This is a genomic window from Streptomyces sp. NPDC001020, from assembly GCF_053599115.1.
In genome coordinates this window covers 128,170-143,794 of sequence record NZ_JBSFLQ010000020.1, presented here as the reverse complement: position 1 = coordinate 143,794, position 15,625 = coordinate 128,170, and the positions used below count along the sequence as shown (strand labels likewise).

14 protein-coding genes are annotated in these 15,625 nt (G+C 69.9%); 3 read left to right on the top strand and 11 right to left on the bottom strand.

Annotation, left to right across the window (positions count from 1 at the left end):
- The coding region (locus ACWDEX_RS20730; protein ID WP_450465108.1) for a S8 family peptidase at window positions 1–893 on the top strand (893 nt) is incomplete at its 5' end.
- Between the two features lie 337 nt (window positions 894–1,230).
- On the opposite strand, the gene ACWDEX_RS20725 is transcribed toward ACWDEX_RS20730, so the two are convergent.
- Entirely contained in the window at window positions 1,231–1,968 is a 738-nt protein-coding gene (locus tag ACWDEX_RS20725) for a DUF4232 domain-containing protein (RefSeq protein ID WP_450465107.1), read from the bottom strand.
- Window positions 1,969–2,223: 255 nt separating this feature from the next.
- On the opposite strand from ACWDEX_RS20725, the gene ACWDEX_RS20720 reads away from it, so the two are divergent.
- Window positions 2,224–4,530 carry an ATP-binding protein gene (locus tag ACWDEX_RS20720; protein ID WP_450465106.1) on the top strand — a complete coding sequence of 769 codons (2,307 nt, stop codon included), beginning with the start codon at window positions 2,224–2,226 and terminating at the stop codon, window positions 4,528–4,530.
- A gap of 66 nt (window positions 4,531–4,596) precedes the next feature.
- Here the strand turns inward: ACWDEX_RS20720 and ACWDEX_RS20715 are convergent, their stop codons facing one another.
- From ACWDEX_RS20715 to ACWDEX_RS20700, 4 genes are all read right to left on the bottom strand, one after another.
- A complete protein-coding gene (locus ACWDEX_RS20715; protein WP_450465104.1) occupies window positions 4,597–4,950 on the bottom strand; it encodes a hypothetical protein in 354 nt (117 codons plus the stop codon).
- Window positions 4,937–5,986, bottom strand: a complete 1,050-nt coding sequence (locus tag ACWDEX_RS20710; protein WP_450465103.1) for a cytochrome P450 — start codon at window positions 5,984–5,986, stop codon at window positions 4,937–4,939. Before ACWDEX_RS20710 ends, ACWDEX_RS20715 begins: the two co-directional genes overlap by 14 nt.
- Window positions 5,987–6,067: 81 nt before the next feature.
- Window positions 6,068–6,148, bottom strand: a complete 81-nt coding sequence (locus tag ACWDEX_RS20705; protein WP_218161885.1) for a tryptorubin family RiPP precursor — start codon at window positions 6,146–6,148, stop codon at window positions 6,068–6,070.
- A gap of 211 nt (window positions 6,149–6,359) precedes the next feature.
- Complete coding sequence (locus ACWDEX_RS20700; RefSeq protein ID WP_450465102.1) at window positions 6,360–6,968, bottom strand: superoxide dismutase; 609 nt, start codon at window positions 6,966–6,968, stop codon at window positions 6,360–6,362.
- A gap of 274 nt (window positions 6,969–7,242) precedes the next feature.
- Here ACWDEX_RS20700 and ACWDEX_RS20695 point away from each other — a divergent pair, with 274 nt between their 5' ends.
- Window positions 7,243–7,650 carry a GNAT family N-acetyltransferase gene (locus tag ACWDEX_RS20695; RefSeq protein WP_450465101.1) on the top strand — a complete coding sequence of 136 codons (408 nt, stop codon included), beginning with the start codon at window positions 7,243–7,245 and terminating at the stop codon, window positions 7,648–7,650.
- Between the two features lie 910 nt (window positions 7,651–8,560).
- Here ACWDEX_RS20695 and ACWDEX_RS20690 read toward each other — a convergent pair.
- The 6 genes from ACWDEX_RS20690 to ACWDEX_RS20665 form a co-directional block, all read right to left on the bottom strand.
- Entirely contained in the window at window positions 8,561–9,364 is an 804-nt protein-coding gene (locus tag ACWDEX_RS20690; RefSeq protein ID WP_450465099.1) for an SAM-dependent methyltransferase, read from the bottom strand.
- A 308-nt stretch (window positions 9,365–9,672) separates the two neighbouring features.
- Entirely contained in the window at window positions 9,673–10,188 is a 516-nt protein-coding gene (locus tag ACWDEX_RS20685; protein ID WP_450465098.1) for a hypothetical protein, read from the bottom strand.
- Complete coding sequence (locus ACWDEX_RS20680; RefSeq protein ID WP_450465097.1) at window positions 10,185–11,678, bottom strand: sensor histidine kinase; 1,494 nt, start codon at window positions 11,676–11,678, stop codon at window positions 10,185–10,187. Before ACWDEX_RS20680 ends, ACWDEX_RS20685 begins: the two co-directional genes overlap by 4 nt.
- Window positions 11,679–11,685: 7 nt before the next feature.
- Window positions 11,686–12,366, bottom strand: coding sequence for a response regulator (locus ACWDEX_RS20675; protein ID WP_450465096.1), 681 nt, complete (start codon window positions 12,364–12,366; stop codon window positions 11,686–11,688).
- Window positions 12,367–12,438: 72 nt separating this feature from the next.
- Entirely contained in the window at window positions 12,439–14,262 is a 1,824-nt protein-coding gene (murJ, locus tag ACWDEX_RS20670; protein ID WP_450465095.1) for a murein biosynthesis integral membrane protein MurJ, read from the bottom strand.
- A complete protein-coding gene (locus tag ACWDEX_RS20665; protein ID WP_450465121.1) occupies window positions 14,187–15,362 on the bottom strand; it encodes a lipid II:glycine glycyltransferase FemX in 1,176 nt (391 codons plus the stop codon). The genes murJ and ACWDEX_RS20665 overlap by 76 nt, the downstream gene beginning before the upstream one ends.
- Window positions 15,363–15,625 lie beyond the last annotated feature (263 nt).

Genomic DNA, 15,625 nt, shown 5'->3' with positions numbered 1-15,625 from the left:
GTGAGATCGCGGCCGCCAAGAACGGCGTCGGCATGACCGGCGTCGCACCCGGCGTGCAGGTCGCCGGTATCAAGGTGTCCAACCCGGACGGCTACGTCTACACCGAGGCCGTGGTCTGCGGCTTCGTCTGGGCGGCCGAGCACCACGTGGACGTCACCAACAACAGCTATTACACCGACCCGTGGAACTTCAGCTGCCTCGACGACGCCGACCAGAGGGCACTCGTCGATGCCACCATCCGGGCCTCGCGGTACGCGGAGCGCAAGGGCACGGTCAACGTCGCGGCCGCGGGCAACGAGAGTCGCGATCTGGACGCGGACTCCATCACCGACCACGCCTCCCCGAACGACGGCACTCCGGGTGACCGGGTGATCGACCCGCACAAGTGCTTCGACATACCGCCCCAGTTGCCCGGTGTGGTGACCGTGGCCGCGACCGGTGCCAAGGGCATCAAGTCGTCGTTCTCCAACTACGGCCTGAACGTCATCGACGTCGCCGCGCCCGGTGGCGACTCCACCGCCTACCAGCCTCCGGCCGCGCCGGCCACCAGCGGTCTGATCCTCGGCACGCTGCCCGGCGGCAAGTGGGGCTACGCGGCGGGCACGTCGATGGCCTCCCCGCACGTCGCGGGAGTGGCCGCCCTCATCAAGTCGACGCACCCGCACGCCACCCCCGGCCAGCTCAAGGCCCTGCTGTACGCCCAGGCCGACGCCACGCCGTGCACGGACCCGTACGACATCAACTCCGACGGCAAGATCGACGCCGTGTGCTTGGGGTCCAAGAACCACAACGGGTTCTACGGGGCGGGGATCGTGAACGCGTTGAAGGCCGTGACGAAGTACCTCCCCCAGCGCCATCCTCTGTTCGACGTGACGGAGGATCTCAACACCTAGGAGCTGAGCACCGTGGTCGATGCCCCGGAGTGGAGGTCGCCCTCCGGGGCGGACGAGAAGCGCGATGAGGCGTGGGCAGGCCAGCGCTGGGAATGCCGTCGATGGCGGGCATCGTGCCAGGCGCACCGCCAGACCGACACCACCGCCAGCTCACTGTGCTGCGGCGAGTCTACGTACCGCTTCCCTTCCCCGTTGGTGAAGTGCGCATGTGAGACCCCTGTCTCACGTGGCCCGGCAGCCGCGGTCACATCGGCGTGAGCCTGGACCGTGGCGCCGCCGCCGCTGTAACCGTTGATACCTGACCGGCCGCTCGGTCCGTCGGAACCCGCAGACGGTGTCAGAAGTCGTCCGCGCCGTTGCGGAGCTCGGGGGTCCAGTAGCCGGTGAGGGCCTTCGCCGGATCGACGGCGACGCCGCCGCTGCCGGGCGCGGTGACGGCGATGACCGTCGAATCGCCCTCAAGCATGACGGAGAACGCCGACACGGGCTCGTTGTCCTCGTCGACCCCGCCGTCCGACAGCTTCACCAGGGCGTAGGCCGGAGCTCCCGCCGAGAGCACGACCTGCGTGGCCGGCTTGCTCTTGGCGACGGCCGGCACGTCCTGCTTGTGGCTCTCCAGGAACTGGATGTGCGGAAATCCCGTCAGCCGACAGGAGTGGCGCGAGGTGTTCTTCGCCGTGAGGACGAGGTGGGTGTAGGGCGGACCGCCCTGCTTGGCGGCGGTGACGGTGATGTCCCGCGCGGCGCAGACCGGGGTGGAGGCGGTCACCTGCTTACCGGTCGAGCCGGTCGTCCCCGCGGAGCCGCCGTTGTCGGTGGAGCCCGCCGAGCCCTTCGATCCAGTCGAACCCGACGAGCCCGCCGAGTCGGTCGAGTCGGTCGAGTCGGTCGAGTCGGTCGATCCTGTCGGGTCGGACGTGCCGGCACCCTTACCGTCCGGCGCCTCCACACTCACCGAAGAGGTGGCCGTGGGCGCCGACTTGGTGTCCGCGTCGCTCTGGCAGGCGGTGAGGGACAGGACGAGGGCCGTGCCCGCGACAGCGAGCAGGGCGGAGCGGTGACGAAGCGTGTTCATGGAGAGTTCTTCCGTGAGTAGTACAGGGCCGCGGTCTGTGCCGCTCCCGGGCCCGCACAGGGTCCGTCCCCGGCGGATGCGTCCGCTGAGGGTTCGTCGCCTGACTTCGTATGCCTGGGGACGTGCCGCGCCTGCCTTGAGTTGACCATCTCCGGTCTCCGCGTCCCAGGCAGTTCTCCCGGCAGAAGTGTCGTCCGCCATACTTCTGCCGGGGGCTCGCATCCGGACGAGCCGGACGATCAGGGGACATCGACGGTGCACTGTGGCACGCCTTCCACGGGGGACTTCGGGCAGCGGCTGCGCCACCTGCGGGCACGTGCCGGACTGAGCCAGGAGGCTCTCTCTCACGCGGCCGGAGTGAGCATCAGAGCCCTGGCCGACATGGAACGCGGGCGTACCCGAGGGCCACAGCGCCGTACGGTTCAGGTTCTGGCCGAGGCACTGGGGCTGGACGACGACGAGGCGGCGAGCCTGGAGAGGTCCGCCGCCCTGGGCCGTCCGCGCCCCCGGACGGCCACCGGCCCGGCCGCCCCCACCACCTTGGCCCTGCCGCGCGACATCCAGGACTTCACCGCCCGCGTCCCGGCCCTCGCCCGGCTGCTGGACCTGGCGCAGGACACCGATCCGAGTCGGCCGGTGGTCACCGTCGTCGCCGGGCAGCCCGGACTGGGTAAGACCGCTTTCGCGGTGCACGCCGCGCATCGCCTCGCCCCGCACTTCCCGGACGGGCAGTTCGCCCTGGACCTGCACGGCATGGATCCCGAACCGACCACCCCCCGGGACGCGCTCGCCCGACTGCTGGGCGCGATGGGGACAGCCGACGCCGCGATTCCGGTCGGTACCGACGACCGTGCGGGCCTGTGGCGATCCATGGTCGGCGACCGACGCGTGCTCCTGCTGCTGGACAACGCCGCCGACGAGTCCCAGGTCAGTCCCCTGCTGCCCGGCACCGGCCCATCTCTGACCATCGTCACCAGCCGCCACTCCCTGGCGGGTCTGGAATCCGTCCACCGCAGCGATCTGGCCCTGCTACGGCGCGAGGAGGCGGTCGAACTCCTGACCCGCATCATCGGCCCGGAACGGGTCCAGGCTGAGGCACAGGCCGCACGCGACCTCGCCGACCTGTGCGGACATCTACCGTTGGCCGTCCGGATCGCCGGCCAACGGCTCCTCAGCCGCCCACACGAACGCCTGGGCAAGCTCGTCGCCCGCCTCGCCACCGAGGGCCGGCGGCTGGACGGCCTCCAGGCCGGGAGCCTGCAGGTGCGTGCCGCCTTCGCACTCTCGTACCGGCAACTGTCCCCGGAGTCCGGGACGTTTCTGCGCCGTGCCTCGCTGGCCGCCGGAGCGGACTTCAGCCCCGAGACCGGCGCGCTCCTGGCAGACCTGTCCTACGACGAGGCAGTCGCCTGCGCCGAGGAACTGACCGACGCCGGGCTGCTCCAGAGCGATGCCGCCACCGAGCGTTACCGCTTCCACGACCTGCTCAAGCTCTACGCGGCCGAACAGGTCACGGTCGAGGACGGCCCCGGGATCCGCGACGCCGCCCTCGACCGGGCCGCCCAATGGATGCTGCGCCGGGCCACCGCCGCCGCGCTGCACTTCGACGTCGAGCGCGACCGGACTGCCCCGCACGGCGACCCGGACCCGGACGGAGCGCCCACCGGCCGGGAGGAGGCGCGGGCCTGGCTGGAGGCCGAGCGAGCCCAGTGGCTCGCCGCGCTGCGCCGGGCCCACGACACCGGCCGCCACCGGCAGGTCCTGGACACGGCGGAAGCTATGCACTGGTTCTCCGACCTCAACCAGCACTGGGAGCAGTGGGTGGAGGTGTTCCAGCGCTCCGCCGACTCCGCCCGCTCGCTGGGCAGCAGCCGGGAGGAGGCGGTCCACCTCAACTACCTCGCCTGGGCCTACAACCTCTGCGTCCACGATCCCCACGCCGCCCTGACGACGGCCGACGCCGCGCTCGTAGCGGCCCGCGACTGCGGGGACGGGCTTCAGGAAGGCTGGGCACTCGGCTACGGCGCGGGCGCACTCCACCGGCTGGGCCGGACACAAGAGGCTCACGCGCGGCTGCGCGAGGCGGCCCGCTGCCTGGCCTCGCAGGACTCCCCGCAGGCCCGGCTGGCCGAGCTGACGATCCTCAACTCCCTCGGCAGCCTGCTCCGCCAGGCCGGCCAGGCGGCGGAAGCCCTGGACATCCACCGCCGTAGCGAGCAGATCTGCAACGCGGGGATCCCGGGCCGCCCGGACGAGCTGATCGCCTTGTACCACGCGGTCGCCCGGCAGCAGATCGGCAACGATCTGGCGGCCCTGGAACGCTGGAACGAGGCCGAACCGTCGCTCCGTCAGGCCCTCGCCACCTTCGAGACCGCGCAGATGCCGGCCTGGGCCGGACCGGCCCGGCTCGACCTGGGCCAGGTCCTCAGTGCTACGGGACACCCGGAGGCACAGGAGACATTGCTCGCCGCCCGCGACGCCCTCGCCGCGCTGAGAAACCCGCGACAGGCAGAGGCCGCCGCCGCGCTCGCTGCGCTCGACGAGGCCGCCGCCCCCATGTGAGGCCCGGCCGTTCCAGACTCTGGCGGTATGCGGCCGGAAGCGCGCGTGAGGGAGAGGTGTCCGGCGTCAACGCAGCCGGACCGGCAGGGTGAGCAGACCTCGGTGCCGTGGGTTGTCCTGCCATCCGGGGGCGCGGTCCGGGTCGGCCAGGCGCAGAGCTCCGCCCGGACCGCCGGTGGGCAGTCCGGCGTACCGGGCGAAAGCCTCGGTCGCGCCGTCATTGCTCAGCCGCGGGTCGGCGAGGGCCGCCCGGCAGGCCGCGTGCCCGGTGACGACCCAGCCGGCCAGAGGCACGGGACCGGGGAAGCAGACCTTGCGGACCTCGCCCGTCTCACGCCAGCGTCGATAGATCTCGTGCGGGTGGCAGGCGAAGGCCCCGTCCACCGTCTCGGTCCCGTCGGACGGCTCAGGCAGCGGCACGGCGCACCACCCTCGTCACCTGTACGTCCTCCACGCCGAGCAGCCCGACGAGGGGCACCTTGGCGGAGGTCTGGCCGGGGGCGACCCCCAGGCCCGATCCGCGGATGAGGTCCAGAAGCAGTTCGGCGAGCGGCATCACCATGTGCCGGCCCCAGCAGCGCTCGGAGGAGTGGCCGAAGGGGAGGTAGCCGGGAGCGGTGTCGGGGTCGAGGGTCTCCCAGCGCTCCGGGCGGAACTCGTCCGGATCCTCCCACAGCTTCGGGTCCCGGTGCGAGAGGAGAGGCAGCAGGAGGACGTCGTCGCCCGCCCCGATGCGCTCGTCGATGTCTGGGTATTCGGGGCAGGCGTTGCGCAGGATGTTCCAGGACGGCGGCAGCAGACGCATGGCCTCGTACAGGATGTGCCGGTTCGACGTCTCGGCGTCGAACGGCGAGCCGAGCCACAGCGCGTTCGCGACGAGGGTGGAGACCGTGAAGCACACGGGGGCCGCTGCGCGCCGGTACATGCCCATGGCGTAGCGGCGCGCGTGATAGCCGGTGGCGTCGGCCGTGAGACCCGCGATCGCGGTCAGTGGGGTGCCGCCCCGCCGGCCGACCCGCCCCGGGAGCGCGGCGCCCGCCGCAATCACCGTCCAGGTGAGTTTGGGGGTCAGTTCGAGGTTGCGGCTCATCAGGATCCGCAGTCGGTAAGGATCCTGGCCGAGGATCAGGTCACGCAGAAACAGATGTCCCCTGAGCGGCCAGACCCCGGACAGGTCGACGTCCTCGGGGCGGGGACGGGTCCTCTTCAGTGCCTCGCGCACATCGCCGCCGATGGTCCGCATCACCGAGGAGGCCTCGCTGCGTGGGATCGAACGCCCGTGCAGCGGCTTGAACGTGGGCCGTTCGGTCTCGGTGGCCCGGCGGGCGGCGAGGATCCGGTCGGCGACCTCGTGTCCGGCGACCCCTATGGTGTCGGGTTCGAGCCGGAAGACGTCCCGCCCGAGGTGGTCCCGGAACAGGGCGGCGAGTCGTGGATGGAACACCGTGGCGCGCATGGAAGTCTCCGGGAAGGCCGAGAGGGGCAGGCGGCGTCAGTCGGCGTCGTCCCCGCCTCGCGACGGGGACGACCACTCGGCCTAGTACCAGAAGTACCAAGCACTGGCCTTCAGGCTCTTCTGCGCGGACACCTTGTTGCGAATGGCGAAGAGAAGCTTCATCACTGCACCCCCTTTCCGGGTGGAGATGTCACGCACGTCCTCGTACGGAGGTCGTGCGCAGCCGGCTCGACAAGGCTGCGGCAGGGTGGTCAACGAATAATGAACGCCCAGGCCGGGCCGCCGGTCGTCGGGCCTTCGCCACGAGCGGCCGCGGCACCTGGACCAACAGGTCTGTTTTGCCCCGGCTGATGAGCGCAGCAGCACATCAAGGTCAGGCGCTGGTCGCCGCGGTGTAGCGGGCAGCGACGTCCGTCCAGTTGACCAGGTCCCACAGCTTGGTGACGTAGTCGGGGCGCACGTTCTTGTACTGCAGGTAGTAGGCGTGCTCCCAGGCATCGAAGACCAGCAGCGGAGTGGTGCCCTGGCCGACGTTGCCGTGGTGGTCGTAGACCTGCTCCACGATCAGCCGCTGCCCGACCGGCTCCCAGGCCAGCACGCCCCACCCGGAGCCCTGCACCGACGTGGTCGCCACGGTGAGCTGCTTCTTGAACGCCTCGAAGCCGCCCAGGTGTTCATCGATCGCGGTGGCCAGCTCGCCGTGGGGGCGGTCACCGCCGTCGGAGGACAGGTTCTGCCAGAAGATCGAGTGCAGAACGTGCCCGGACAGGTTGAACGCGAACGTCTTCTCCAGGCCTACGAGACCGGTCGGAGTGATCTGGTCCTTGTCGCGAGCCTCGGCGATCTGTTCCAGGGTGTCGTTGGCGCCCTTCACGTAGGCGGCGTGGTGCTTGGCGTGGTGCAGCTCCAGGATCTCCGGCGTGATGGCCGGAGCGAGAGCGGAGTAGTCGTACGGCAGATCAGGAAGCGTGTAGGCGCCCATCGGCACTGCTCTCCTTCGAGTAGGTGATCGCTCAAGAGCACCCTAAGCCTCTATTGCGAATAACTTGCAACAACTATGGCTATGCATCAGCATGGGAGCGCGGGGTCGGCCGTCAGCTTTCGGCGGGTGGGCGCTGAGCGCCATGTCCTTCCCGAGCGCTGATCGTCTCCTCGGCCGGCACCAGCCGGATCGGCCGGCCCCGCGCACCGATGACAGCGGCTCCCAGGGGGAACACGTAGTGCGTATCCGTTTGGCAGGCTTGAAGGACGTACCGGTGCTGGCGGCTCTGAACGAGCAGCTGATCGAGGATCAGGGCCACGAAAATCCGATGCGTGGCCAGCAACTCGCCGACCGGATGCACGGCTGGCTCGCCGGCGAATACACCGCGGCGCTCGGCACCGTGGACCACGCCCCCGCGTTCTACGCCCTGTGGCGCACTGACGAGGACGGCGGCATCCACCTGCGGCAGTTCTTCGTCGCCCGGGACTTCCGCCGACGCGGGCTGGGTCGCGCCGCGATCAAGACTCTGCGTGACGAGTACTGGCCGGCACGCCGAGTAGCACTTGACGTCCTCATCCACAATGAACGAGGCATCAGCTTCTGGCGCTCCCTGGGATTCGAGGATTACGCCATCGAGATGAGGCTGCCGAGCACCTCACTCCTCGAAGCCGACCCGAACTGACCACCGCCGCGCATCCTGTCAGCCACCCCGGGACGGTCCGGCCGGTGCGTCGGTGGGCGGCGAGCCCGAGTGAGGCACCGATCTGGCGTGAGCTGTTCGGCAGGCCTGAGGCGGTGCCGGTCTCGTGGGGCACGACGCCGGCGGTGGCGATGGAGACGACTGGCCCCGAGCAGAGCCCGAAGCCGACGTCGCAACGGGCATAGCCCACGTTCGTGGCTTCGCCTGGACCTCAGGCACGGCGGCGTCGATCCCCGGGCCCCTCTCCCCCGCGCGGCCCGGACCTCGGTCGGCCGGGGTACGGACTTCGAGCTCGGCGCGGAGCCGAGGTGCGGGCGGGGCGGTAGTGTTATTGATCTTCCCGAGCAACACAAATTGCGGTACGCGCACTCACTGAACGATCCACTGGACTGATTTTCCTACCTGCTGAGCATCAGCCATCCGTAAGTCCGCTCCACAGTCCAGCGCTTGGCTCGGCAGGGGGGGTGCACGTCGACCGCGGCCATCTGATCGAGACTGTCCGGGGTGGTGGCGTAGTTGAGCCGCCCACCTTTCAGGACGTCCAAGCCAGGCTGGAGGTTGTGAATGGTGTGCCGGGCCAAGGTAGGCCGACGCGCGGCCTTCTTCTGTTCCAGGATGCAGGGTCAGCCCGTCCGCCTGCCGCCACATCGTTCAGGCCGCCCGGGTGCGGTCCCGGGGCCCTGTTGCGCCTTCTGCTCGGATGCGTTCCGGGATTCACGCAGCCATGCCTGCTGTGCCCCACCACAAGAGCCGCGGCGGCACCCGCCATGCCGGCTGCCGCCGCCGCACTACCTGCGGGCGTGCTTGTCACCGTCCTCGAGCGCATCCGGGTCAAGCACCCGGAGTGCGGCCACCCGCACACTCGGCCGAACCACCTCGGCGGGGCCACGGCCTACTCTTTCAGGCCCACCGCCCCAACGGCGTGGCCCTGCTCCTGAGTGATGTTCGCGGAGCCGGAATCCGGGCGCCACTCCGCAGACCTGACCAGGCCCGGCTCGACCAGGCGCAGACCCTGGAGAAAGGTCCCGATGTGCTCGGGTGAGCGCAGGTGGTACGTATTGACCGACTGTAGGTTATACGCCTCGACGGCCGCCTTGAGCTCTTCACTGGTGGCCGTTCCGTCGCTCAACGCCACGTAGCTGCCCCGTGGCAGAGCATCGACCAACTCGGCCACGATGCGCTCGGGCTCCTCCTCGTCCGAGATCTGGCCCATGATGTTGAGCAGCATCAGACCGATGGGCTGGTCGAAGTCCAGCGTGTGCGCCGCCTGGGTGAGGATCTTCTGCGGGTCGCGCACATCGGCATCCAGGTAGGCGCACTTCCCGCCTGGAGTACTGGTCAACAACGCGTCGGCGTGGGCGAGGACAATAGGGTCGTTGTCCACATAGACGATCCTGCTTTCGGGCGCGATACCTTGGGCGACTTCGTGGGTGTTGTTGGCAGTGGGCAGTCCGGTACCGATGTCGAGAAACTGACGGATCCCAGCCTCGTGCGTCAGAAACCGCACTGCTCGTACCAGGAAGCCCCGTTGCAGGCGGGCGATGGCTGCGAACTCGGGAAATTTCTGGAGGATCAGGTCGCCGGCCTGGCTGTCCACCAGGTAGTTGTTCTTTCCGCCGAGCAGGTAGTCCCACACACGCGCCGAGTGGGGTCGATCGGTCTGCAGCCTGCTGTCCCAGTCGTCTCGGTCAGTCATGATCGAAGCATGACACACGACGGGCCTCAAGGGCTCAACTCCCTTGCGTTCATTGACTTTTACTCGCCTACACATCCCTTTTCCCGCGAGGCCGTTCGGGGCTCGTGGCCTCGCGGCGTCTCACCTATCAGCCCCGTACCCCGCAGACGGAGGGGTTCACATGGCCGCCACCACCGTCTTGGCCGACCTCGTCGACACCCCGCCCACTGCGCGCCAAGGAGACGGCCGCGCTGTACGGGCCCGTCGAGCTACCGCGGCAGCGCCGCGCCACCGGCCGTTGACGTACGAGGAGCGATCGGTCAGAGGCCCTAGCAGTGGGCCGCCGGGAGTGTGCCGTCATTGCCGACGATGACCACTTCCGCGCTGCCGTCGCCGTCCGCGAACGCGACCGTACACACCACCTGACGCACCGCGGTCGCCTCAAAGTGCCGCACCGCCAGGGGCAGGAGGACCGTCACATTGCTGGGGGTCGACTTTATGCCCATGGCCCCGTTCAGCTGGGGCAGCTCAGTATGGAGCCCGGCCGCGCGCTCGTTTGCCTGTGGGCCGGCGAACAGCATGGCGAGCACCTTCTGGCGGTCCACCGGCTCGACGCCTGCTGGAGCATACTGCTCCGACTTGACCGGTCGAACCACCGGAGTCAGGTGGCCCTGAGGGGAGAGGAAGAAGAGAAGCAATCGCTGCCCGGGGGCGGGGAAGACATTGACGGTGGCAGGTCCGCCGGCCTCGATGACATCGGTCTGCTGCACTCCGCAGCCGGTCAGCAGGCCGGCGGCGGTGACGCACGCGGCGGCACGGACCACGGCGGTACTCGGACGCTTCACCCGGTCGTCTCCCCTCCCGTGAGAGGTATTTCCACTGTGAAGACGGAGCCGCCCTGCGGGCCGTTCGCTGCCCGGACCGCGCCTCCGTGCAGTCGCACGTTCTCCAGCGTGATGGCGAGGCCGAGACCGCTGCCCGCCGAACGCGTGCGGGCCGAGTCCGCCTTGTAGAAGCGCTCGAAGATGTGCGGCAGCACGTCCGCAGGGATGCCGGGGCCGCTGTCCGCGACCTCGATGACAAGCCGGGCCGCCCCATCCACGCCGGCCGCCCGGCTCGTGCCGGGCGCGTGGTCACCGGACGTCTCGGTGCGCAGCCGTACGGAGACGGGCGCGCTTCCGTGCCGCAGCGCGTTGCCGACGAGGTTGGCGATGACGATGTCGAAGCGCCGAGGGTCCAACTGGGCACGGATGCCGTCGGGTAGGTCGGTGACGACCTGTGCGGGATCGGTCCAGTGACGGCTCGTCAGGGTCTTGCGGATGGTCTGTGCGACGTCGACCTCGTCGGAGTTCAGCTCGGCGGCCCGGGCGTCGAAGCGGGAAATCTCCATCAAGTCCTCGACGAGTACGGCCAGTTTACCCGTCTCTGCGCTGATCAGCCGGACGGCGGCGGCGGTGTCGGGAGCGAGCTGGGCGGCGTCCTCGTCCAGGACTTCCGTGACGGCGAGCATCCCGGCGAGCGGAGTGCGCAGTTCGTGGGAGACGTCGGAGGCGAAGCGGCGGGCGCGTGCCTCGGCCTCTCGGAGCTCACCGACAGTGCGTTCCAGCTCGACCGCGGACTCGTTGAACGTTTCGGCCAGGTCGGCGAGTTCGTCGCTGCCTTTGACCTGGATGCGGGTGTCAAGACGGCCGCTGCCCATGCTTCGCGCCGCCTTTCGCAGATCACGGACCGGGCGCAGCACACTGCCCGCCGACAGCAGCGCGGGGATCAGTGCCACCGCGAGGCCCGGGACAGCCCCGTCGCGGGCCGCGGTGACCATGGCCCGGACGTTGGCCGCCTCGTCGGTCAGCGGCATCACGGCGTACAACACCAGTCCGGTGGGCCGGGTGGCCTTCCCGTCGTGGAAAACGGTCGGAACGGCGATGGTCAGCCACGGGGCGCCGTCCCTGTCGACCCGCTGGAAACTACCGCGGGGCTTGGCGAGCGCGGCACGGCGCAGTTCGGGGGTGATCACGGTCGAAACGGGGCTGGCGCCGGAGGACACCCGGACCGATCCGTACTCGGCGAACACCACCCAGGGGTGTGGCTTGCCCTGCCGGGCGAGTTGAAGGAGCTGCTCCCGAAGGGACTTGGGCTCGACGGGCAGCGTCGTGCCCAGGTCCTGGACCCGGTCGCGGAACGAGGAGACGGCCGTGTCCTGGGCCTGTTGGAGGATCGTGGTGCGCGCCTTGCGGTAGGTGAGGGCCGCGGTGGTCCCGGCGCTGACGGCGGCGACCAGCAGAAAGGCAAGCACCAGTCGGGTACGCAGCCCGATGCGGGCTCTGCGGCGGCTCACCGCGAGCTCACAGCGGCCCGAAGCGGTAGCCGAAGCCCCGCAGGGTCTGGATGTAGCGGGGGCTGCCCGGCACGTCCTCGATCTTGTGGCGCAACCGCCGTACGCAGGCGTCGACCAGGCGCGCGTCGCCGTGGTAGCTGTGTTCCCAGACCTGCTCGAGCAGCTGTTGTCGGCTGAAGACCTGCTCCGGCGCGGCGGTCAGGTACAGCAGGAGCCTGAGTTCGGAAGGGGCGAGCACCAAGCGCTCCCCGGCCTTGGTGACACTCAGCCCCACACGGTCGATGGCGAGATCGCCGTGGAACTCCACGGCGGGGCGCCCGCCCGGCTCCTCGATGCGGCGCAGCACGGCCCGGATGCGGGCCTCGATCACCTCCGTGCGAGCGGGTTTGACGATGTAGTCGTCGGCCCCGGCCTCCAGCCCCACCACGACGTCGAAGTCGTCGCCGCGGGCGGTGAGCATGATGACCGGCAGTTGGCCTGCCTCGCGCACCTGGCGGCAGACCTGGACGCCGTTCATGCCGGGCAGCATGAGGTCGAGGAGCAGCAGATCGGGCCGGAATTCACCGATGACCGCCAACCCGGCCTCCCCGGTGGGGGCGGTGCGCACCTCGTGCCCGCGGCGGCGCAGGCCGAGCTCGATGCCTTCGCTGACGGAGGCATCGTCTTCTATGAGCAGGACGCGTGGCATATGCGGAGTATTCCATTTCACCAAATGGTGGGCACACCGGGTTGGTTGGGGTGCGGAAGGAGGTGACCATTGTCAGGCTCGGCGGCGGAGTGTGCGGAGCACTGCCCTGAGGGCGGCTTCCAGTTCTGTCAGGCGCAGGGGACGCACCAGCAGTGCGAAGGTCGCAAGGATGGTCGCCGCGCCCGCCGTCACCGCCTCGAACGGACCGGGACTGGACGCGTGAGCGGCTGCGAGGTGGCCGAGCGTGGCGGCCGGGACCGCGGCCAGCAGCAGCCGGCCCAACGCGTACGCGGACGGGGAGCGCCGCAGCGCGTGCCCGGAGCCCTTCGTCACCGAGAGCCTGCGGTCCAGTACATGGGCGGTGACCGCCCAGCCCGCGAAGAGTGCCACCGAGTACGCCCCGGCCATGCCGGTGACCGCCCAGCGTGCGGGCAGTAGCAGGCAAGCGGCCGCGGACAGACCCGCGTTGAGTCCGGCGATCACGAGGTTCAGCAGAAACGGTGTGCGGGTGTCGGACAGCGCGTAGAAGGCGCGAGAGAGGACGTACTGCCCGGAGAAGGCGATCAGTCCCGGCGCGAAGGCGGTGAGCGCTCCCGCCATGACGGTGATGTCGTCCGCGCCGGTCCCGCCGTACTGGAAGGCGACCGCCATGATCGGCCCGGAGAGCGCGAGAAGCGCGCAAGCGGCGGGCACGACGACGGCGGTGCTGCTGCGCAGGGCATACGAGACGTCCCGCCGCAAGGCCGCAGTGTCGCCGTCGGCCGCTGCCCTGCTCATCCGCGGCATCAGTGCGGTGACCAACGAGACGGTCACGATGCCGTGCGGCACGACCCACAGCAGATACGCGTTGCTGTACGCGCTGAACCCGGCCCCACCGTCGATCCCCTCGGCCGCCGCACGCTGCCCCGCCGCCGTCGCCAGCCAGGTCACCACCCAGTACGCGAGCTGGTTGGTGAACACGAGCAGCACCAACCAGCCGGCCGAGCGCAGCGGCCGCGACAGTCCACTGCCTCGCCAGTCGAACCTGGGCCGCCAGCTGAAGCGCGCCGCGCGCAGGGACGGCAGCAGTGCCAGCGCCTGGACGACGACCCCAGCCGTGGTGCCCCAGCCGAGCAGCGCGGTCTCACCGGGGGTGAGTGTGCCCCCGGTTCCGACCGTCGCCAGGTACAGACCGAAGACGGCGATGACGACCACGTTGTTGAGGACCGGGGTCCACATCATGGCGCCGAACCGGCCCCGTGCGTTCAACACCTGCCCGAGCAGGGTGAACAGACCGAGGAAGAAGATCTGCGGCAGGCAGTACCGCGCGAAAGCGACCGTCATCGCTGCCTGCGCGCCGGTGTAGTCGGTGTAGGCCGAGACGATCGCGGGCGCGGCGAACACCGCCCCGGCCGTGATCAGTAGCAGGGCCGCCATGCAGACGGTGAGCAACCGGTCCGTGTACGCGGCCCCGCCGTCCTCGTGTTCCTTGGCGGCCTTGACCAGCTCGGGCACGAAGACGGCGTTGAGGGCACCGCCCAGGAGCAGCGTGTAGACGATGTTGGGGACGGTGTTGCCGACCGCATAGCCGTCGGCGGTCAGCCCCACGCCGAGGGCGGCGGCGACCACGGCGGACCGTACGAATCCGGTGATGCGGGATACGAGGGACCCTGCGGCCATGGCCGCGCCGCTGCGCAGTACCGAGCCGGGCCGGTGGACCGGTTGCTCCGTCGTGGAGATGTCGGCGCTCTCGGGGGCAGCGGCCGCAGGTTGGGCTGCGGGGGCGCCGGAAGCGGCGGGCGTACCCGGGAAGTCTGGAACGGCCGGAGTCCTGGGGGCGCTCACCGGCGGGCCAGGTACATCTGGAAGGCGCGGTACAGCGTGTGGTTGGCGGTGCCGGCCAATGGTGTCTCCCATTCCCCCAGCGTCTCCACGACCTGACCCCCGGTGCCGAGTTTCCAGCGCAGCAGCCCGAACGAGCGGGCATCGGGGTCGAGTGTGGGCGGTACCCCACGCATGTCGTACACCTCCGCGCCCCGGGCGTGGGCGTCGAGCATCATCTGCCATTGCAGGGCGTTGGAAGGGCGGACCTCGCGCCGGTGGTCGGCGGAGGCCCCGGTCTGGTACCAAACCCTCCGACCCACCGTGATCATGGTGTGGGCGGCCAGTATCTCGCCCTGGTGGTGGGCGAGATAGAGCCGCATCCTGCCCGGCTCCTCGGCATTGAGGGCCGTGTACTGGCGCTCGTAGTACGCGAGTGAGCGGCCGAGCCTGAAGCCATCGCGCTCCTCGGTGATCCTCAGCAGCCGGTAGAACTCGGGAAGGTCGGCGGCCCCGCCCACCCTCACCTCCACGCCCGACTTGTGCGCCCGGCGGATGTTGCGCCGCCACTCCTGGTTGAGCCCGGACCACAGGTCGTCGGAGGTACGCCCGGCCAGCGGCACCCGGAAGACATAGCGGGGCTGTGCGTCCCCGTCCTCCCCGTCGCCGCCGCAGCGCACCCAGCCACGGGCCCGCAGTCGCTCGGCCACGGCGGCCCCCAAGGGATCGACCTCACAGGCGAGCACGTCGGTCAGGCGTCGCCCGAGGCCGGTCCCCGCCTTGAGCCTGGCGGCGTCCCACCGGCGGTAGTCGGGCGCGGGCCCGATGCGTACGGCGAACGCTCCCACGGCGCGCAGATGACGCAACAGCGGGTTGAGCCAGCCGTCGGGATCCGAGTCGGTCCAGTCGGCGACGGGCCCCTCGGGCAGATAGGCGAAGTACTTGCGGATACCGGGAAACCGACGCAGCAGCACCAGCGCCACTCCGCTCAGCTTCCCAGCTCCGGGGCCGACCTGCGGCCCCCAGCCGAGCAGCTGGGCCTGCCAGCCGTCCTTCACCACAGCCCAGGACGGGCACTGCAGAAAGCCGGGAGCCAGGGCTGAGCCTGTGCGGGATGCCAGGAACGCGCGGTACGCCTCGCCGGAGATGGGCCCCAGCCACGCATCCTGCCGACCACAGCTTGCTCTCGCGAGCAACGCTGACACTGCGCCTCCTCGGGTGCCGTTGTTGTCGAGTAAGGAACCGAGCCGTGAAGCACGGAACTCGAGGAAGATTCACAGGTGTCCGTGACCGTGCCACGCGACGAATGTGACCGGACCATGACCATTCCTGTGCAGCGGTTGTCACACCGTCGCGAGGCTTGGTGTCGGACGAGAGACGCTCCTTTGCCTCACGACACCCACAGCGCGGGGAGGATTCACGGCCCTCCATGACCGTCACGCGCGGCACATGTGACCGG